This is a genomic window from Niabella aquatica, from assembly GCF_054779315.1.
Genome location: NZ_BAAGYM010000005.1, coordinates 203,755 through 225,974 on the forward strand (window position 1 = coordinate 203,755; position 22,220 = coordinate 225,974).

Consider the following 22,220-nt stretch of genomic DNA (forward strand, 5'->3'; position numbering starts at 1 on the left):
CCGATTTGAAAAATATGCATTGTCTTACAAAAAAAATCCCAAAATACTGCTCCGTTTATCATGGATTTTGCACCAGAATATATTTAAGCTTAAGGCTTATTTGAGAACTATGATCATTTACTGGTTTTTCCTGATTAAAAATGTAACCAGATTTCCTTTATGATCAGTAGGCCATACTCCTTCCGGAACAATAAATGAATCCTGCGAATCATTTGCCGTTATTTTTCCGTATGATATGGTTTCCGCAGGCCCAACAATAGACGCATGCTTTAATAACCATGCACTGTTGGGATAATAATATATAAAATCAATCCGGTCTCTTTCATCTGCCTCAGGCGCCCAGGTAAGCTTGCTTATTGCTGCTCCCGGGTTAGCAGATGGAAAAGTAAAACCCGGATTTTTTACTGCATCCGGAAATATTTTCCTGTAGGAATCTATCATACCCATCTTAGTAAGCATCACAGAACAATCCCAGTTTACAACCAATCCATTATGATCTCTAAGGTTTTTGGTATCGGCTTGCCAGTCCAGGTGAGACGGCTCGTTAAAATCTCCGCCCAATAAGATTAATCTTCCATTGTTTATTTCCTGCTTTGCGTCTTTAATAAATGCAGTTATTGTTTCATCCCGCTGCGAGAGCCGGTTTGCTTTTAATACAGTGTCTGCATTTAATACAGGCGCAGGTAGCTTTTTCCAGGTAGTACCACTATACCCTCTTGGAAGGTAGCAGGCATAATTGGTATAATCAAGGTGTGCAGCATAAACTACTACGGTATGGCCGGCAACAGAAATATACGTTTTTGTCATAGCCCCCTGCACATCTGAGTAACAGCATAGTTGCTGATCTTCAATTTTATACTTTGAGATCATTCCTGCACTTTGACCAGACGGTTTGCCATAATAGATTTGTCCTTCTTTTTTAAGGGTATCTATTAACCGTGCAATTAAATCAGTTTTTTGAGCATTCTGAAGTTCGCAGAAAAGTACAATGTCCGGATCTGTTTGTTTTATAAGACTTACCAAACCACCAAAGCCGCCGGGCACAGCATAGGTACCATGCCATAGATTAAGCTGTAGCACCTTTAGCTGCTGGATTTTTTCTTTTGCAGTGCTGCCAAGCAGCAAAAACGCAAATACAATAAATACTAATAATTTTATTTTCTTCATCATGGAATCAATCATAAAATGCAACAATACATATCATCAAACCAGTGCTAAAATACTTATTGTATCCTTCATTTCCTGCAAAGCGAGAACTACCCTTCGAGAAGCTGTTAATAATAAGTAATTTAAATAAAAAAAATTAATGTGTCCTGGTTCTGACGAAGGGCATCAATATCTATCGCCTGCGGCTTTGTCAACAGTTCGACAGGCTCACTGTGGCCATCTGCCTGACAGCGTTACTTGTCATTCAAAGAATTTTAATCCCTTTACTGAACTTCACGGCGACAGACAAGCTTTTAATTGGCACGACATTGGTTCATTTAACAGGCATCTTTTACTCAATGCTGTTTTTAATCATAAGTGATATACATTATTTTTCCAGTAAAGCTGCAACGCACCATAGATAAGGACCCTGCCCGTGATAGTCGCCGGTATTTCGCGGTCGGTCGTAATAATACTGTTTATCGTTCTTTTTATTTGTTCCCACGCACACTTCGGATACAGCGCCTTTATCATCTACATAGTCCACCAGGGCCATCCAGGCTTTGCGGGCTGCCGGGGCATATTTCCTGGCATTTAACCATCCTTTTTTAACTCCTGTGATGAACGCATACGTAAACATGGCTGATCCGGATGTTTCTGCCCAGCAATCCGGCTCATCAATGAGTTGGTTCCACATACCATTGGGCCGCTGATAATTTTTCAGGCTTTTCATCATTTTTTGATAGCCCTGCAGAATACGGGAGTAATATTTATTATTTACAGGTAAATAGCGTAATAATTCCGTTACACCTGCCGCCATCCATCCATTGCCGCGGCCCCAGTAAAAAGGCACATCAGGCGCATGATAGAAAAGACCGTTGGGGCGTTGCAGCTCATCTAAATAAAGGGCCATTTCCCTGGCTGCCCGGTCGATATACTTCTTATCGCCAGTTGCTTGATAAGCCTTGGTTTGCACAATAGTAATCATATACATATCATCTATCCATAGGCGCGTTTGCCAGCTATACCCTTTATCTGCCCATACTTTTTCCTCAGGGCTCGCGTTTGCAGGTAATTCCCACTGTGTGTTGGCATAGGGCAAACCCAGGTCAAAATAACGTTGCTCCTTCGTAAGCTGCCAGAGCGTTAACGGCAGGCTGCCAAACATGTTGAGGTCTACATGGTTTTGAATGGGCAACAGCTCTTTTTCTGTTGAAAACAACGGCTCAAATCTTTTTTTAAGGAACCCCGCCAGCATATCATCTTTTGTCAGACGGGCAAAGTTAAGTGCACCATTCCAGTAAAAGGTTTCAGGATACCCAATCCATTTGCCGGCATGAAGCGCATGTTTTGAGTACACAAAACGGTAAGCAATAAGTCTTCCCACTTCTTCGGGTGTATAACCTTTGGGAAAGCCGGTCAGTACATCCTTCTGCGCAAACAAAAACTGAAAAGGAAGTGATAACAATAATAACGTAAAGATTCTTTTATTCATTATGCTCATTTTTTTAAATATCGTTCCATCCGGTGTGCATAACATTTGAAATGAAGTGGTGCGTGTTTGCATACCCACTACAAAGCCCGGTTGGTGCCCGCACAAATCGGGAAAAATGTCATGTACCATCTGTTATTTAATCTTTATACCTGAAAGTAGACACTTCTGCCAGGCCAGGCTGCTTCTCGCTTGCTACATGGCCGGATTTGGGCACCAGTCTGAAATACCGGAACTGCTTGCGTTGCGGCAGATCAATATACAGATTCCGCACATCAAAATTATTAAGTGCAAACACGCCAAGGGTTTCCCAGGTGTTATTGTCATTGCTAATAAGTATCTGCAGCTCCTTTATTTTTCGATCGCCTTCTTTCTGGTTTACAATAAATCCGTTCACCCTTGCTACTTCGCCCATATCCACTGTGATCCAGTGGTCGGGATAATCAGTTGGGTTGGAAGTATAGCGTGCTACCCAAAACGTTGCTGTATTACCATCTATAAGCCGGTTCCGGCTGTTAGCGGTTTCTTCTGAACTAAAGCCTGCGACAGACCATTTGGTTTTGGGATGTATATAGCGCAGCGTTTCACCGGAGGGCCGGTTCTGCGGTATATCAATATTTGTTGGCGTACCGAAATTGGGAGTACCATCAGTGTTCCAGGTAAAGCGCTGAATGCGGGGATTACGGCCTGCATTGCCATCGTTGGCAACGCTGCGTGCATGGTAAATGATCCAGTCTTCTTTACCATCAGGCGATTTGAAGAAACCATTATGGCCGGGTCCATAGGCCTTGCTAGTTGCCAGCATGGAAAAAACAGGCTGTGAGTTCTTTGTCCAGTCAGCAGGATTCATAGGGTCCCCGTTATTCTTCAAAGTAAGCAACCCGAGACAATATCCGTCAGACCAGTAGCCGCTGCCGGAGTATACCACAAATACACGGCCATCAGGATTGATTAGAACCTGTGGCCCTTCGTTAATCGGGTTGCCTTTCTTTTCCCAGTCATAGTTAGGCGTAGCAATCATTACCTTTTCTCCGGTAATCGTCCAGGGATTGCTCATTTTAGCAATATAAATATTTTGTGGCGGCGCGCCTGCATTTCCGCCCGACCATAACATATACAACTGGCCTTTATAGTCCAGTACTGTACCATCTATAGCCCACAGGTTGGTAGGGTCAGAAATTTTTCCCCGCAGTGCCCAGCTCCCCTGCACAGGATTGGGTGAGGAGTTTTCCAGCACATACATGCGGTGGTTAGCATTTGTACCGTCATCGGCGGCAAAATAGAAGTACCATTTACCGTTAATTTCGTGAAGTTCGGGGGCCCATACATTTTTTGAATAGGATTGATTTGCAGGCGGAGTCCACACATCGGTACGGCGCCCGGAAGCCAACTCTGATAAGTTTTTTGTTTCGATGATCACCAGCTTGCTGCCCTGTGTAAAGGTATAGTAGTAAGTGCCGTTTTTCTGCACTACCCAGGGATCGGGCCCGCCCGGCATAACAGGATTCGTGAATTTCTCGTCTTTGGTGAATTGGGTCAGATCATCCTCTTCTGCTGGAGGACCAGGCGTAGGCTTTACCGGATCCGGCTGTTTCACCGAAGCATCTGATTTCCCGCAGGATGTGCAGAACAATGTACTAGTGAGGATACATACAATAAGTATTAATCGTTTCATTCGTATATTTTTTTCGTTTTTCTATAAATCCAGTATCGTGAGCCGGAAACATTATTTTGTTGGAGCATACCACTAAAAGGCCTGCAAGCGGAAGGATTCAATTGCATTCGTAACTGTTTATTGTTCTTGGCCGAATGCCTGCCTGTTGGCAGACAGAGAGTCTCGCCAGGTACAAAAATTTTTGTTATCCTGTTTGATAATATGAACATTTTGTAATGAATGTTTCATTGACAGGTAATGTCTAAATTTCACAGACAATCCATTTTAAACCTCGCCACGAGTACGAGGTACAACGAAGTAAGCACATGTACCTGGGATATTTTGTTCAAGGTTTTGTCAAATCGTTTCAAACTCTAAACAGTTGTCAGAACATGGGTACGCTATACACCGCTTCTTGTGAAGCGATAAAAAATAGTTTTTACGTTTATTAGCCTTTCAGGATTTATATTTTAGAATGATCCTGCCCCGAATAATAATTCGGGGCAGGATCGTTTCACTTTCTCTAAACTAACTGCCTGCCGGCTGATAGTTAGGTTATGTTTTAAAAGAAAACTTACAGGCTTTAGGGTGTAAGACCAAGGTATAATTCTTGCATTTGCACGGTATTACCTTGTGATGTGTACGACGACTGGTAGAAACATTGTGCTTTCTGCGCATAGAATTTCAGGTATCGGTACTTAGATTTCGGCAGAGGTATATTAACAGATTCCTGCAGGGATGCTGTTGCCGCATCAGGAATGACCACGTTTGTTGCAATCACCTCGAAATTCGTACCATCGTTGCTACCCTGTATTTCGTCAAAAGCATACCATCTTATAAATGCTTGCGTTATATCTCTGTGACGTATCCTGAAATAATTTACCTCCTGGGCAGTCTTCATGTCTACGATAAAGTAAATAGCTGCACCAGAGGGCACCGTTACCTTAGTAGTGGTACCGGAGGTTTTACCTGGCCTTACAAGGCAGAAATTGGTAGCCAGGTCACCGTCAATTGCAGCGGCTAACGAGTTCCCTTCCGGATTACCAGTTGCTATCATAAGCTCATGAGAGGCTGTCATTGTCCAGCCGGTCCTTGGGTAATCGCCGCTAAAAGCCACTACATTTACCGTTACCGCTGCCTTGATTGAGGCATTGTGCTTTGATGCTACGGTAACTATAGCAGTGCCTTTTGTTACACCGCTCAGCATTCCTTCCGCATTTACCGTTACCACTGCAGGATTGGAAGAAGTATAAGTCAACCCGTCGTTTGCATCAAGCGGCGTAAGCTTTACCTCGCTAAACAGGTTATAGGTGTCTCCTAATTTCAGGTCCATTTCAGACTTAAGCAACTGGACTCCCGTAGCCGGTATTAAAAATTTATCAACCACTGTTACAGGGAACTCAACACTATGCCCCCCTGCACCTACCGATATAGTAATGGTGGCGGTACCTTCGCTAACGGCGGTAACAATGCCTAACCCGCTTACGGTAGCTACGGCGGGGTTAGATGAAGAATAGTTTTCCGCCCTGTCCGTGGCATTTTCGGGGAATACGTTTACTTGCCAGCTTGCATCAAGCGTAGTGCCTGTAAGCAAGGTATTGTCTCCTTTAAGTGCATCTTTTAAAGTAACGCTTTCTACTGCTACTTCCGGCGCTGTTACCATGTTTTTGTTGCAACCAGCCAACAGGCCGCACAGAAAAAATACAGCTGCGAAGATGAATATTTTACTTTTTTTCATGTCTTTGTTTTTTTATAATTGAAAACTGAGATAAAAGTCCCTACAAAGTGGTTCAACGTTGTAAGTACTGGTCTTCCCGAATGGGGGCCTAATGCTGCTGGAGGTGAAGCGATAAAACACCGCAACAACCGGGAAGCCCTTAATCTCCCCCCTTCGGGGAACGTTGAAACCTGTGCTCTAAGCCACTGCCTGAGGGCTTCTACTTGTCCCAGCCGGGGTTCTGTACCAACATGCCTTTCGTACGCTGCATTTCTGTCAGTGGTATGGGATACAGGTAGTTTTTACGGCCGAAATAACGGGTCTGGAACCTCCTGCGAGTGTGGAACGCGGCTTTGTTCCCATCGGGGTTCATGCCGGTAAATTCACCGCCCTGGCCACCCTGGCCCACGGGGTTTTCGGCTATCATCCACCTGCGCACATCAAAGTAGCGCTGTCCTTCGGTGGCCAGCTCAATGCGGCTTTCGCGGCGTATGGCTTCGCGCTGAAGGCTCTGGCTGCCAGCTATGGCAGGGTTCAGTTCTTCCAGCTTGGGCAACCCCGCGCGGTCGCGCACCAGGTTGGTATAGCGTAACACATCAGGGTTACCGGGCTCTACTTCATTCAGCATTTCGGCATATAGCAGGTAAAACTCTGCCAGCCTGAAAATAATAGATGGCCGGTACCTCCTGGTTACAGCTCCTGTAGCGGAACGCCCATACACGGTGCGGTTCATCCTTTTGTATAAAAGATAGCCGGTAACAGGTGCACCGTCCACTACATTTTTATCAGCATTGCCACCGAGGTAAAACTGTGTTTCGGCGTTGCTGATATGCCATTTCTTACCTGAAAAAGTGATGGTATTATAAAAACGAGGCTCGCGACCGATATACATCTTGGATACTTCTATCCCCTCATATGTGCCAAAGCCGGTTTCGCTGTATGAAGGTGAGGCAGGAAGAAAAGCTGTGTTCTTTATCGGCAACCCATCCGCCATATAAAAATCATCTACCAGTTCCTGCACTACGTGTATGCCGCCCAGCCCCGATGGCTCGTTCCTGGGAGTTACAAACTGGTCAAAAGCACCGTTGGTGGCGGTACCCCAGGCATCTTTTGAAGTGGCCCAAATGATCTCTTTATTGTAATCCTGGAACACTCCGTACACAGACAGCGCAGGGTTGAAAGTGCCTGTATTCTTAAAAAGCTCGTAACGGCCTTGCTCGGCGTAATCTAAAAACTCCCTTAACGCTGTTACGGCTTTCTGCACTTTGCTGTTGTCCCGGTCTGGGAACAGACGCTTGCCATCGTTGTTGGCAAGCGGCAAGGCTTCTGTAAACCCTCCGTTAAAGAGCGGGCTGGCCGCATATACCCATAGCTTCGCGCGCAATGCCATGGCCGCGCCTTTGGTAGGCACTGCTGCATAGTCCAACTGGGTGTGGTAAGGCTCCTGCTCCATGCGCGGCATGGCTTCCCGCAGTTCCGAATCAATAAAGTTAATGACTTCATCCAGGGAGTTGCGAGGCACATCGAGTTCGTCCTGCAGGGTTTTGGATTGGGTTATGATGGGCACTGGGCCGTACTGCTCCATCAGGTAGTAGTAATACGCTGCCCTCATGAAGCGAATATTAGCTTTGTAACGCTCTACTTCAGCTTCAGTAAGCACGGCCGCGTTTACACCCGTAGCAACGATGGGTTTCACTTTTTCCAGGAAGATATTGGCCTGCCTTATGCTTTCGTACAGCGTGCCCCAGCGGTGGTTGTTGGAGTTGGACGAGTTCCAGTTACCATATTTACCTGTATTATTTGCCAACCTGTGGTATAGCTCATCAGTATAGCCTGCCCAGGCATTGGCCATGGAAGATCCGGATACCCATATTGCGGAATAATCGGGCACATTGTTATATACCTGCCCGTACCATTTTCTTGTGCGGTCTACGTTATCAAACACCTGTTCAACATCGGTAATACCGCCAGCCAGCTCATCGGACACATCCAAGAACTTATTACAGGATGTAAACCAACCGAGGGAAAGGCTAATTAACCCTATTTTTATAATATTAGTTTTCATTTGTATTCCTCTTTAATTTTATAAGTTTACTTCAACGCCTAATGTGAATGTGCGGGACATGGGATAGCTTACGCCCTTGTTACGGTCTCCCATTTCAGGGTCCTGTAATTTTATCTTATCCCATACATGAAGGTTGTACCCCATAATGTAAGCCCTGGCACCGCTGATGCCCAGCCTTTCCACAGTGTTCTTGGGAATCGTATATCCAAATTCCAGGTTTTTGAAACGCAGGAAGCTGGCATCACGCATCCACCAGGTGCTGCCTTCTTTGCTTATATTGTTCCCGTAGCCGTCGTGCAGCCTGGTCATCAGTACATCCTGACGTGGGTTGTCTGCTGTCCAGCGGTCTAACAAAGCGGTACGGTAACCTCCCTTTTCTATCCCCCAGCTATAAGGCCAGAAAGTATACACTTCTGTGCCGGAACCTTCTGTACCCATTACGAAGGATGTGTTGGCGGTTCCCTGGAAGAATACAGCTAAATAGAATCCTTTGTATTCTAGGTTCAGGCCAAAACCGTAGTTGATTTCAGGGTTTTCAGGATGGCCTACGCCTCTTTTGCGGTCGTTATTATCTATAATGCCGTCGTTGTTGAGGTCGGCATATTTAATATCGCCGGGGCCCATGACATTGCTACCTTGCATGGTAGGCACAGGTAATCCCGGTTTTAGCTGGTAGCGGTAAGTGCCATTCGGGTTTTGTGTTCTTATAAAATCATCCTCGGTATAAAGTCTTTCGGCTATGTACACGGTTTGCTCCCCTACCCTTGTGCCGGTAACCTGCATCCAGGGATAGTTTTGAGGTAGTTCATCATACTCAAGCACTTTGTTGCGGGCAAAGGTGAAAGTACCCCTGGTGCTTACGGCGAACTCGCCTATCTTATGACTGCTTTTCAGGCTGGCGTCCACACCTTGGTTATGCACAATACCGTAGTTCTCCCAGGGGGCGGCATGGAAGCCCGCAGAGCCGGGAATGGTACGACGCTGAATAAGGATACCTGTACGCTCATTATTAAAGTAATCTACCGTAAGCTCAATTTTATTTCTGAAAAACCCTAAGTCAAGCCCTACGTTGCGTTTCTGCTCTATTTCCCAGCCTATAAAGTTATTAACAAACCGCTCATCGTATATACCGGCACCCAAGGCATTGGTACCTCCGTTGGTGCTAATACCCTGGTTGAAGTTAAACCCGCCTGTGTTAAAAGTGGGACGGTAAAGGAAACGGGAGCCGCCTGTATTATCGTTACCGGTGCGGCCTACGGACAACCTGATTTTGGCGCTGTACAGCACATCTTTCAAGGCATCGGGGTAGAAAGGCTCGTTAGATACAAAATAGCTTACGCCCACTGCAGGGAAAAAGCCGAAACGGTTGCCTTTGGCAAATGTTTCACTACCAGTATAACCAAAGTTACCCTCAATAAAATAGCGGTTGGCAAACGAATAAGTGGCGCGGCCTACAAGACCCTGTTTCCTAAAGGGCAGCACACTACTTCCGCGCAGGTTTTCCTTCTGCATATAAAGCAACATACCTCCTACATTGTGCTGCTTAAAGGTGCGGGCGTAGTTGATAGCACCTTCCATGTATATATTACGGTATTCATCCCTGCCGTTATCAGTATAAGCTGGGTCTTCTAACTGAGCGTTGCCCGATACTACTTCATTGAACTGAAGATTGCCGTCCGCATCGCGGCCTGAGGCATTGTACAGGCTGGGCCAGTAGTTGCGCAGCGTGGCGTTATTACCCTCATAGTCAAGGCTGATATTGGCTCTGGCACTTAAACCTTTGGTAATTACTTTTAAATCCTGGTTAATACCCACGTTGGATTGTATACGTGTGCTAAACTCCTTGCGGTAGCCCTGGTTGTAGAGCATATTGAAAGGGTTGCGGTTGTTACCATCGCCCGGCACCTTATAAGTGGCCAAAGTGCCATCGCTGTATATAGCAGGGAACAGGTGCGGCGGTGTGAAAAGCATAAACTTGAATATATCATCTGGCGAGCGGTTGGCAGTAAGCCGGTTAATATATTGCCCGGCCAGGTCTATATTCAACTGGGTGGTATTGCTCACTTTCAGGTCTATATTGCTGCGCAGGTTGTAGCGCTGGTAGTTAAAATCGCTATTATACTTACCCAGCTCGTTCTTTTTAAAAACGCCATCCTGGTTGAAGTAGGCCATGGATACAAAGTATTTAGCGTTTTCTGCGCCACCCCTGAAGTTTACGGTGTAGCGCTGGTTTTTTACGTTCTTTGCCAGCAGCTCTTTCATCCAGTTGGTATTAGGATACAGGTCATTATCCTCCCTGCTACGGTATTTTTCAATCTGCTCCTGTGTTATGTAGGGGTCAAGCCCATCGTTGAAGCGGGCTTCATTAGCCAACTCAAGGTAGGTCCACGAGTCTACAAACTCAGGCACCCGTTGCGGCTGCGCGGTGGAAACCTCCGCACGGAAAGATATGCGAGGCTTGGATATAATACCCCGCTTGGTGGTAACGAGTATAACGCCATTGGCGCCTTCGGCACCGTACACGGCTGTTGCCGCCGCATCTTTTAGTAATGAAAAAGTTTCAATTTCATCGGCTTCTATCTCGCCTATCTTACGCGGAATACCATCTACGAGTACGAGCGGCTGGGAGCCTCCGGCAAAAGTGCTGATACCGCGGATCCAGAACTCGGCATCGTCCCTGCCCGGCTCGGCATTCCGCTGGATAGCTATAAGCCCGGAAAGCTGCCCGGCCAGGTTGCCGGTAATGTTACCAGTGGGCACCATCAGCTCCTTTGCCGTAACACTACTTACGGAGCTAACCATGGCGGCTTTCTTTTGCTTACCATAGCCTACCACTACTATCTGCTCGGCCATCTGGATATCGCGGTCCAGCACCATATTCAGTACTTCGCTACCGTTTACCACCGTATCGCGCGACACATATCCTGTGTAACTGAACGTAAGCACATTCGTGGGAAGCGCATCAATAACGTAAAGCCCGTCATTGTTGGTAGTGGTACCGATAGTGGTATTCTGAATACCCACGGAAGCACCTACAAGAGGCTCGCCGGCAGCATTGGTTACCTTTCCTGTAATCCGTTTTTTGTTTTGCGAAGTTGATCCCTGTACCGTAGTGTTGTCATTTTGCGCGTAAGCCATTCCGGTGCATATACACTGGAACAGCATCGTAAGCATCACAACATACAATACCCTGGCATCTCTGAAGAGCCTTCTGTCTTGCTTAGTTTTTCTTTTCATTCGTATACATTTTATTTTTTAGTTTGGTCAAATGGAACGCTTTATATAATCAAGTCTGCTTCAAAAAATTATTTAATAACATTACTTAATTTGCTTTGGTGAGGCTGGATAAAGCATAGGCGCACCACATAAGCCCTGCCTGGCCATGATAATCTCCTATCCATTGCCTACGATTCAAATAGTATTGGGAACTGTTCCCAGCCCCGGTACCTTCGCATACATTACGGATATCGTAGTTCGGTTCCAGGTACTTTAAAAGTGCAAGCCATGCTTTACGGGCAACAGCGCCATATTTTTCTTTATTGAGCCAGCCGTTCTTTACGCCTGCGATCATGGCGTAGGTGAACATGGCAGAACCTGAAGTTTCTCTCCATGAAGACATATTGTCAATAAGCTGCCCCCACATACCATCATAAATCTGGTACATCGCCAGAGTGGACATCATATCCTGGTACCCTTTCATTATCCGCTCCCGATAGGCATCGTATTGCGGCTTTTTAGGTAATATACGCAGCACCTCTGTCATTCCTACAGCCATCCAACCATCGCCACGTGCCCAGAAAAACGGCGCACTAGGCGCATGGTAAAACAAGCCGTTGACGCGTTGCAGCCGGTCAAGATACAGCACCATTTCCCGTGCAGTACGCTCGATGTACTTTTCATCCCCTGTGGCCAGATATGCCTGGGCCTGGAGCGCAGTTATCATAAACATATCGTCTATCCACAGGCGGGTTTGCCATGAATAACCATCGTTGTGCCAGTCTTTTTGCGACTGCGTTGCTTTGGAAGGAAGCGTCCATTGCCCGTCGGCATATTTCATACCCAGATCTTTGTACCTGCTTTCTTTTTTCCTGCTATATATTTCAAGTGGAACAGCTCCAAAAACATAATAATCCACTTTATTATCCGCCGTTGTGTTCAGGTTGGGCTGCAGCTGTTTTTCGGTTGTGAACAATGGCTCAAACCTGTTGATCAGCCGGTTGTATAGCTCATCGTTTTTGATACCTTTTGTAAACCAGAATGCTCCCAGCCAGGCGCATACATCGGGATAAGTAATATGATCTGCTGTATACTGGGAATAAATATTCCCCCAATAGGAATGTTTTGTCTCCAGAAAACGTTCGGTCAATTTTATACCGATCTCTTCCGGCCGGGAACCAGCCGGAAATTTCTCCAGGTCATACACCGCAGTATCTGCTTTCGGTTTCACGCCAGGTCCGGGCTCGGTTTTGGAATTGACATTTCCTTTGCTACAGCTCATCAAAAAAATCCCGGCTAAAAAAAAACCAGCTATCAGCACTGATATTTTCATATGCATATATTTACATTTTTAATGTCCAGATTGCTTCGTGCTGGCAGACAGAGAACACCTGCTATACACTCACATACCCATTGATATTTTACGTTTCACTGCACCGGAAAAAAAGCTTTATTTACCAATTGGACCAAATCGGTAAACATATTGTGAAGCATGATATAGCGATACAGCATTGCTCAGTTTATCAACCGTCGCAACAACAGACATCAGAAAATTTTCCATTGCTTTTTAGGTATGCCAACACTATTATATAATCACCGGATTATACATTTTTCAATCTTTAATTTTGCTTAATAATGGCAATTTTTTTGAAACGCAAACAATCAATACATACTCATAAACTTTGTTATAAAATTTCATGGACAAACAACATATTAAGTTTAAAAGCCAAAATCGTTTTAGCTAGTTTTATTACAACACAAAATAAATAAATGCGAATGATAGCTTTTGTTCAACGTTTTGTCGAATCGTTCCAAGTTGTGTATTTAGCAGCAGTATCCTATTTTCAGCCGGGCTATTTAATCAGGCTTAAAGGGGGGCCGCTATAGGATTTTTTCATCCCTCCCATATCTATAACTATTTTCTGGATGATCATACCCGGATCTCCGGTTATGATTTTCAGCCTGTGAAACCCCGGCTTACCGATGTACAATACGGATTTATTGATCGATGCATTGCGTATTACATTATCAGCCCATGTCTGGGTATATTCAGAATTAGAGGAAGATGGATAGCTGACCGCACCATCGTCTATGCAAACGCCATACCTTGTTTGTGAAGTGGAAAACTCATGAAAAGCAAGATTACGGTCTGTTGATAGCGGAAAGACAGGCAATACATACGTATATACATTTACCATGCCGCGGCCAACCGTATAGAAATCATATTCAACATAGGGAGCATCGCTACGGCGGGGATCGTTTACGGGACCGGTGGGATCGCCCATCAGCACAGAACGCCCTTCAATGCCCAGCTCATCCACTATAGTTATTTTGATCGTATTGCTTTCTTTTTTCCTGTTGAATGCCGCCCCGGGTATGGAAACATACCCGTTTGTTTCCAGGGCTATATCCTTTAGAGAATCAATGGGGGGCAGGGATGGGTAGGGCACGGATACATAGAGCCATTGCTCTGTACCCTTCGATTTTATTTTAACTACGCCCTGGTATTCCCTCCCCGGTTGTAACCGGTTCCAGTTCACATCTACTGTAATGCGCTCCTGTTTTTCCAGCTGGCCGCTTGCTTTACTAAGTTTAAGCCATTCCTGATCAGAAGAGATAGTAAAAGGTATAACCTGTTGACCGGTATTATAGAGCTCAAAATAAACGGGTTGTTTACCGGCCCCGCTAAAAGCAGGGAGCACATACTGCATCCCGTTTGTAAGGCCGTTTGAACCTGCCGCCTGAATTTGAAGTATCCCCTGTTGCGGAACAGTAAGCGAGTCTAAAACCGGTTTTTCAAAATAAGATGCCGTTACCCCCTGACGCAACGACATAACGCGGTTCCATTTGCCGTTTAAAAGCGTGTTATACTGCTTTGTAATATAATCAAGGCTGTCCTGATACAGCAGCGCTTTTTGCCGGATATCATTGGTGGATGCACGTTTCTGGTGAAAATACTCCCGGCTAAGCTGCGCATATAACCACTTTTTGTTCATGTATTCCGCACCTTTTGAAGGGTAATACACTAATTGATAAAAAGCTGGTTTCCATTCTTCCGGCAGTTGCGTATAAAGCCGCTCCACCAGCTGTCCCAACTCACTGTACTGTTTCAGCCTGTTTTGTGCTTCTTCATAATTATTAAAAGAGAACTCTGTATCCGTGGGCCGCTCACGCGGGTATTTGTTAGAGTTCCATTCAAATCCCCAGCCCATATGCTCGGGCTTGCGTATAAATGCCAGCCGGCTATAAAGCTGTGTAATTTTTACCAACTGGTCATAATACCGGGCGCCAAATTGTTCTGACAACCATTTTGCAGGGAAAAGCGGCGTATTATTGAAATTGAATGAATCAATGGAATAGGCCATCTGTAAGAACAGGGTTACAGGCTGCTCACAGGATTTTATATCCCCGGCATTCAGCAACCACAGCCTGTTAGCGCCGGTTTTGTAAGCTTTGCTCAATTCTTCGAACATAAGATTGGGTGTGGAAGAGCTCAGCCATAAATAATCGTGGGGAATGCCCAGGTAAGAAGCATGATAATATACACCTGAACCGCCGGGCCTTTTCCGCTCGGTTTCATTACTTAGCCGCTTCATGTAACCATAATTGTCATCCGGCCATACGATCGTTACATCTTCCGGGATTTTAAGTCCTGCGTTATATAACTCCAGCACTTCTTTATAAGGTACAAATATCTGTGGAATTTCATCTAATGGCTTGTCAATATATTTTTTTAAAATGTTGCGCTGATCAGTTATAGCCTGATCTACCAGGCGCAACCGGTCGGACAGGCTATAATCTCCGGACATCTGTTTGTCGTGCAGGCCCCGTAATGCAAGGGTATATACATTTTCATATTTTGAGTTTTCACTGACTCTTTGATCAAGCGCTGCCACAATATTTTGCCTGTTGGTCATATAATTCCAGTCGCCCATCTTTTTTTTATCCCACTCGCTGGCATTATTAAATAATAAAGGTTCGGGATGGGTGGATCCCATTACAATGCCGAAGGAATCGGCCAGCATTTTGTTTTCAGGATATTTATTAAAAGCGCCTGAAGCCTCGTGCATAGCCGGGCATAGGTAGTTGGCTTTTAACCTGAGCAGCAGCTCAAAAACCTTTGCATAGGTTTTGGGACCAATATCTTTTAACTGCGGATCAAAAGTGTTTTTTGCCCAGGGCAGTAATCCCCAATCTTCATCATTGATAAAGAGACCCCGGAACTTAACACTCGGTGAAGGCGAAATAAAATCGTGTACCCGAAGGCTGATCGTTTTATTTTTCTTTACAGGAACATCTGCCCACCAATACCAGGGTGAAACCCCCAGCGCTTCAGAAATGGAAAACAGTCCAAAGGAAACCGCACGCCGGTCGCTGCCTGCTACAACAAGCGCACGACTCACCTTAGGAAAAGGACGATCTATTATAAAGATACCATAACGCTCCCATTGACCCTGAAGCAAATCCACTTTCATTTTTCCGGCTTTTACCAGTTCCCTGATCCATCTGCTGTTTAAGGTTCCGGCTATCACCATTATCTCTGCATGCACAGGGGTGGTATAGGTACCGGGCAGTGATCCCGTTACCTGCTGTACATCTTTTGCGAACAACTGCACAGTAGTTTTTACAGATGCAGCATCTGCTGTATCGTATAATATTTTTATGGCCGGGAAATAAACGCCGGCTGTGGTCCTCTTTCCTTCCACCTCAAATTGAGCTGCCGTATAAAGCCCGCACATTAAAAATAAACCAAGCGCTATAATCTTTGTATTCATCCTAAATATTATTTAGAAGCCTTTAACAATTAATGGTGTCAAAATAGGGTACCCTACCATCACCATTTTTATTTTTGAAGCAAAACTGCCCTGGCAGCAGGCAAGGGTAACCGGAAATTGCCGCAAGCTATTTCCGGCAGGAATTACTATCATCCGTATATCTGGACCTGGCACATCTGCTTTTGAACAACTGTCTGCCGGCCACAGGCTGGCTTACGACTGTTATCCTGATACTTATTTTATAAACGGATAAGTTGTTTAACATCGCTCCTTATTGATTATCCAAAACGAAGTTTTTGAAATATGCTGCCTTCCCGGCAGTCCCTTTTGAAATCAATCCTACACGCACCGCCCTGTCCCACGGGGGCAGGTAAGAAATATCAGCCGCTTTATCATTTAGTATTTCAAACTGTGTACCATCGGTACTGAACATAAAAGTGGCCTGGGTATTGTTCTCTACCTTTACCTTTAACACTAACTGCACTGGCCTGTTGATTGTTTTTTGAGCTATCACTTCAGCCTTATCCTTTTTCAATTGTACGAGGCAGATCATGTTTTTATAAACCGTTGCATATACCATGTTTTTATCATCTCCTATCAGGGCCAGTCCCGCCTGTGATCTGGATTGTTTGAGTATGGCAACCTCGGCAGTATAATCCTTTGCCAAAACAGTCCTGCCGAGATACGCGCCACAGGCAGCCGGGAGCGCATTCAGCTTTAAAGTATTTTTTGATATATTATGCTTTACTTTTTGGAATATGCTCCAGTGCCAGGCACCGGCAAGAGTAGCACTTGAAAAGTTATCTGCTATTTTTTTTTGCGTAGCAGATGCGCCATAATTGTTACCTTTTAAAAAGCGCAGCCAGCCGTCGGGCGTAAACTCAAATTCATCTAACAATCCCTGCCTGCCGCCATAAGCCCCGCTGCCTGTGCTATATGCGTGATATAAAAAATAAAATTTACCTTCCTTTTCAACCGGGGTTCCATGCCCAGGGCACTTCCAGCTCGCATTGCCTGCCAATACAGGGTTGCCGGGATATTTTTCCCAGGGACCCAGCAGGTTTTTTGCCCTTGCAATACCGGTGCCGTAGTTGCAGGTTTTGCCGCAACAGGCAGCAGCAGCGTAGATGGCATAAAAATAATTGTTGTGCTTTACAATTGATACGCCCTCTACTAACCCTTTTTCCCAGGACGCGTCTGCACGAAAAAGCTCTTTCTTTTCACCTACGAGAGCGGTTCGGTCTTCTTTCATTTCCGCCGCCCAGATGGGGGTGGGCTTACCAACGCTGTTACCATCTTCTTTCCAAATCATATATAATTTTCCATTCTCATCACGCACGGCAAACGCATCTATGGAGCCATCCTGCTGGCATACAAGCGGGCCCAAATCTTTGTAGGGACCTTCTGGCCTGTCTGCCACAGCCGCTGCAATACAAAGACTTCCATCTTTTTTATGTGCTGTATAATATAAATACACTTTGCCATTGTCATAAGTGATTTCGGGTGCCCAGAAGTAATAGTCGGCCCAGGCAGGCCGTTTTGTAAACACATGTCCCGTGGGTTGCCAGTTAGTCAAATCGCCGGAGCGATATAAGGTAAACACGGGAAACCAGTTGGACGTGGTGCCGACAGCCCAGTATTCATTACCAATTTTAACTACTGAGGGATCCGGGTGGTCGCCAGGCAACACCAGCTGCTGGGCATTGCTTTTAAAAACAAAAAATACTAACAGTAACGATAAAAGCAAGCGCATAATACTCATTTATAGTAAAAACCAGACGTTCCGACCTGCCATTCTTTCTGCCTTGTAAGATGAATCGCTGTCACGCATCTTTTTGCCTGAAAAAGGCACAGTACTGGATAAACATCAAAATAAGTAAACCCAAGCTGAATACTTTGTTCAATATTTTGACGAATTGTACCATATACATATCAGGCACTGAAGCGATTGATACAATTCTGTTTTAAAACCATAATATTTTAAACTCATTATTTATATTTGAGTTTAGTAATTATGAAATTTTTCTATCGCATTGTTTTGCTGAATTTGTTATTGCAGACTATTGTTTCTTCCTGTTACGCCCAATATTACTTTAAGCATTACCAGGTAGATGACGGCTTAGTGCATAATGCAGTAACCGCTGTAATACAGGATAGTAAAGGTTTGATATGGATTGGAACGCGTGGCGGCCTGAACCGTTTTGACGGATACTCTTTCAAAGCCTACAAAAACAATAAAGACAAATTCGGCAGCTTGGGAAATGATGTTATTAACTCTATAGCGGAGGATAAAAACCAGATGATCTGGATAGGTACCGGCAAAGGTCTTTTTAAATATGACCCATACAAAGAAGTGCTTATTGAGATGCAAACTGTTCCCAAAGAATATACCAGCAATATTGTTATAGACAATGATAATAACCTGTGGTTTCTTATTCAGTTTTCCCTTTACAAATACATACAGGCAGAGAACAGGATGGAGCATTTAAAAATACCGGCATCCTGTATTGCCCTGGACTCTAATATGAATTTATGGCTGGGGGATAATGATGGTAACATCAGTATTTACAATCCCCAAAAAAAGCCCGCTAACAAGATAAGGGTCGTTAATAAATACCTGCCTGCAAATGCGCGGTCTATCAGCAAAATATTCCCCATCCGTAATAACGAGCTATTGGTAGGCTGTTTTAAGCAGGGATTAAAAAGCTGCGATACCAAAACCGGTATTGTCAGATCCTTACCCCTGGATGCTGATAAAAATAAAGATATATTTGTCCGCGATATTGCAACGGGCAAGGACGGGCAATACTGGATCGCTACCGAATCGGGAATTTATATTTATGACTTAGCCGCTCATACGAGCATCAACCTGAGAAAGCGCGCCGGTGACCCTTATGCCGTGGCAGACAATGCCGTTTATGCATTATGCAAGGATAAACAGGGCGGTATGTGGGCCGGTACTTTTTTTGGCGGGTTGAATTATTATTCAAAGGACAATGCGCGATTTGAAAAGTATTATCCGCTGCCGGATATGAATTCTATTTCTGGAAATGCAGTGAGAGAGATTTGTTCTGATAGCAGTGGTCACCTATGGATCGGCACAGAAGATGCCGGTATTAGCAAACTGGATTTGAAAACGGGCATATTTACAAACTATACAGCTACTGGCAGAAAGGGAAGTATCTCCTACCCCAATATACATGGCCTGCTGGCATGGGGGAACCAGTTATTTATTGGCCCCTTTCTTCAGGGCATGGAAATAATGGATATGCGGACCGGCCTGATTACGGACCGGTTTAAGCTTATCAGCGATAAGAATGGTGGTCTGGTAAGTGATTTTGTTATTTCGATCTACCGGACAAAAAATAACCGCCTGCTGGTGGGCACCGCCTATCGTAACGCCGGTTTATTTGAGTATGATACAAGGTACAAAACATTTAAACGTATATCCCAGATACCCTTCAATACTTATGTTTATGATATTTTTGAAGACTCGGAAGGGAATATATGGACAGGGAGTGTAAAAGAGGGCGCATTTTATTATAATCCCAAAACCGGCCAGCGTGGCAATATACATTTTGGCGATACAACCAGGGGCCAGATTATTAACGAATTCCCAGTGTATAATATTTTTGAAGACAGCGACCATGCTTTATGGTTTACCACTACCGGCTGCGGCCTTATAAAACTAAACCGCGACCGGAAAACCATTAAAAGATATACGACAGCAAACGGCTTGCCCAGTAATGTACTATACAGTATATTGGAAGACAGCTCCAAACATTTATGGATCAGCTCGCTCAAAGGTCTTATTTGTTTTGACCTGCGTACGGAACAGATAAAAGTGTACACACGAGCCAATGGGCTAATAACCGATCAGTTCAATTACAATTCGGCCTATAAACATACTGATGGCAAAATGTACTTCGGCTCGGTTAAAGGAATGATCGCTTTTAACCCAGCCTTATTTAACCAAAAAGAATCCAGCCCACCCACTTATATCACAGGTCTCCAGATTAATAATATAGAAACAGCGCCCGGTGAGCATAACAGCCCTCTTTCCAAATCTATTTTATACACAGATACTGTTATATTGAAATATGATCAAAACAATTTCAGTATTGAGTTTGCCGCATTGAACTTTTCTTCTCCGGAAGTGACCCGATACAAATACATGATGAAAGGTATTGATCAGTCCTGGACCTATCTCAACACCAATCGCAAAGCCTATTTTACCGATCTTACCCACGGCTCTTATGAATTTATTGTTCAGGCCGAAAGCAATACAGGAAGCTGGGCAGGTAAAGAACGGCGGCTGCTCATTAAAATTCTCCCCCCCTTTTGGAAAAGCAATATCGCTTACCTGTTATACCTGCTGCTCTTAGGTACCGGTATATTTATCGCAGACCGTTTATACCGGCAATATCTTGAACGAAAAAACCTGAGAAAAATACAATTGTTCGAGCACGAAAAGGAAAAAGAAATCTACCAGGCCAAAATCGAATTTTTTACTAATATCACACATGAGATACAAACTCCGCTTACGCTTATCGCGGGGCCTATAGAGTGGTTGAGCAAAAAATTTGGCAAGGAACCTGATGTTAAGAAAAGCCTCTCGATAGCTGAGAAAAATACCCGGCGCCTGACAGAGCTGACCAGCCAGCTGCTGGACTTTAGAAAGACCGAAGCAGACCAGTTCAGCTTAAACTTTGTAAAAACAGATATAATTACGCTGGTCGCTGACCTTGTAACAGGATTTAAACAGCAAGCCGATAACAATAATATTGATTTGAACCTGGAATCGCCGCCAAGCCAATTTATGGCGTTTGTGGATAGAGAGGCTTTCATTAAAATATGTACCAATATGGTATCGAACGCTATTAAATATGCGGCTACCATGGCTACCGTAAGCATAGGCACTGTAAACGATGCCGATGAATATTTTACGATTAGTTTTAACAACGACGGTAAAGGTATACCCGAAGAATTCAGGCAGCAGATATTTGAACCCTTTGTGCGATTGCAGGCAAATAATAAGCCTGGAACCGGTATCGGACTATCACTTGCCAAATCGCTTACAGAACTGCACAACGGATCGCTGCGATTGATCTCCGGTGAAACGGATTTAATTATTTTTGAACTCCGGCTGCCCATACATCAAAAGTTTGAATTTCAATTAAGCAGTTGGAAAAAGATAAAATAGTATGACTGAAAGTATTCTTATTATTGATGATAACGAAGATATCCTGGAATTCCTGTCTGTGGTTTTGGGAGATACCTACAAGATACATCTTGCAGTTAACGGAGAAATTGCACAGACCATTTTGGATAAAGAAATTATTCACCTGATTATATCTGACATTATGATGCCGGGAATTGACGGGTTTGAACTGTGCAGGCTTATTAAATCCACTGTTGAATACTGCCATATCCCTATCATTTTATTAACTTCTAAAAATACGTATAAAGCTCACATTGAAGGGCTGGAAGTTGGAGCAGACGCTTATATACAAAAACCATTTTCATCAGAATTGCTGCAGGTGCAAATTGCCAACCTGCTTAAAAACCGCCGGAAAATAAAGGATCATTTTGCCAGTTCGCCTTTTGAGGATGTACGGGTAATGGCGCATTCAAAAACAGATGAAGCCTTTTTGAAAAAGCTGGATGAATATATCCGGGAAAATATTAAAGACCCCAATATTGATATAGATATGCTTGCCGAGCACATGTTCATGAGCCGCACCACATTATACCGCAAGATCAAATCGCTATCCTCACTATCTCCAAAAGAATTAATTGATATCACGCGTCTTAAAAAGGCCGCCAGTTTAATTGCTGAGAATGAATTTACATTCTACGAAATTTCGAAGATGGTAGGTTACAGCTCTCAAAGCCTTTTCAGCCGCAACTTTCAGAAGTACTTTAAAGTGTCTCCTATAGAATATTTCAATTCATTGCCAAGAGCGTAATCAGATCAGGTATATATTATGCTGCATTACAGATTATATATCCGCTCTGGAGAGAAGTGCCCTTCGCGCGCGGACTGTATAAATAGGGTCTTCCTGAAAATATGTAATGCAGTGTAGGCTTGTATTTTATTAGCAAAAGAATATAAAAAATGCCTCATTTGGAGCAAAAATTGCTTTAAGTGAGGC

The 22,220-nt window shown here is 44.3% G+C and carries 11 protein-coding genes; 2 read left to right on the forward strand and 9 right to left on the reverse strand.

Going from position 1 to position 22,220, the window contains the following annotated elements; genetic code table 11:
- Nucleotides 1–117: 117 nt before the first annotated feature.
- The 9 genes from ACYVBM_RS05830 to ACYVBM_RS05870 all read right to left on the reverse strand — a co-directional run bounded on the left by ACYVBM_RS05830 (nt 118) and on the right by ACYVBM_RS05870 (nt 17,818).
- The gene (locus tag ACYVBM_RS05830; RefSeq protein ID WP_460684685.1) at nt 118–1,170 is read right to left on the reverse strand and encodes an endonuclease/exonuclease/phosphatase family protein; all 1,053 of its coding nucleotides are present in this window, start codon (nt 1,168–1,170) and stop codon (nt 118–120) included.
- A gap of 364 nt (nt 1,171–1,534) precedes the next feature.
- Nucleotides 1,535–2,641: a glycoside hydrolase family 88/105 protein gene (locus ACYVBM_RS05835; RefSeq protein WP_460684686.1), complete on the reverse strand. Its 1,107-nt coding sequence runs from the start codon at nt 2,639–2,641 to the stop codon at nt 1,535–1,537.
- Between the two features lie 136 nt (nt 2,642–2,777).
- Nucleotides 2,778–4,313, reverse strand: a complete 1,536-nt coding sequence (locus tag ACYVBM_RS05840; RefSeq protein WP_460684687.1) for a family 43 glycosylhydrolase — start codon at nt 4,311–4,313, stop codon at nt 2,778–2,780.
- Between the two features lie 562 nt (nt 4,314–4,875).
- Nucleotides 4,876–6,030 (reverse strand): Ig-like domain-containing protein, encoded by a 1,155-nt coding sequence (locus ACYVBM_RS05845; protein WP_460684688.1) that lies wholly within the window; start codon nt 6,028–6,030, stop codon nt 4,876–4,878.
- A gap of 199 nt (nt 6,031–6,229) precedes the next feature.
- A complete protein-coding gene (locus ACYVBM_RS05850; protein ID WP_460684689.1) occupies nt 6,230–8,074 on the reverse strand; it encodes a RagB/SusD family nutrient uptake outer membrane protein in 1,845 nt (614 codons plus the stop codon).
- An 18-nt stretch (nt 8,075–8,092) separates the two neighbouring features.
- Entirely contained in the window at nt 8,093–11,311 is a 3,219-nt protein-coding gene (locus ACYVBM_RS05855) for a SusC/RagA family TonB-linked outer membrane protein (protein WP_460684690.1), read from the reverse strand.
- Nucleotides 11,312–11,396: 85 nt separating this feature from the next.
- Nucleotides 11,397–12,623, reverse strand: a complete 1,227-nt coding sequence (locus ACYVBM_RS05860; RefSeq protein ID WP_460684691.1) for a glycoside hydrolase family 88/105 protein — start codon at nt 12,621–12,623, stop codon at nt 11,397–11,399.
- A gap of 520 nt (nt 12,624–13,143) precedes the next feature.
- Nucleotides 13,144–16,065, reverse strand: a complete 2,922-nt coding sequence (locus ACYVBM_RS05865) for a glycosyl hydrolase 115 family protein (RefSeq protein ID WP_460684692.1) — start codon at nt 16,063–16,065, stop codon at nt 13,144–13,146.
- Nucleotides 16,066–16,336: 271 nt separating this feature from the next.
- Nucleotides 16,337–17,818 carry a family 43 glycosylhydrolase gene (locus ACYVBM_RS05870; RefSeq protein ID WP_460684693.1) on the reverse strand — a complete coding sequence of 494 codons (1,482 nt, stop codon included), beginning with the start codon at nt 17,816–17,818 and terminating at the stop codon, nt 16,337–16,339.
- A 261-nt stretch (nt 17,819–18,079) separates the two neighbouring features.
- Here ACYVBM_RS05870 and ACYVBM_RS05875 point away from each other — a divergent pair, with 261 nt between their 5' ends.
- Both ACYVBM_RS05875 and ACYVBM_RS05880 read left to right on the forward strand, forming a co-directional pair.
- Nucleotides 18,080–21,268, forward strand: coding sequence for a ligand-binding sensor domain-containing protein (locus ACYVBM_RS05875; protein ID WP_460684694.1), 3,189 nt, complete (start codon nt 18,080–18,082; stop codon nt 21,266–21,268).
- Nucleotide 21,269: 1 nt separating this feature from the next.
- The gene (locus ACYVBM_RS05880; protein ID WP_460684695.1) at nt 21,270–22,034 is read left to right on the forward strand and encodes a response regulator transcription factor; all 765 of its coding nucleotides are present in this window, start codon (nt 21,270–21,272) and stop codon (nt 22,032–22,034) included.
- The last annotated feature ends 186 nt before the right edge of the window (nt 22,035–22,220 follow it).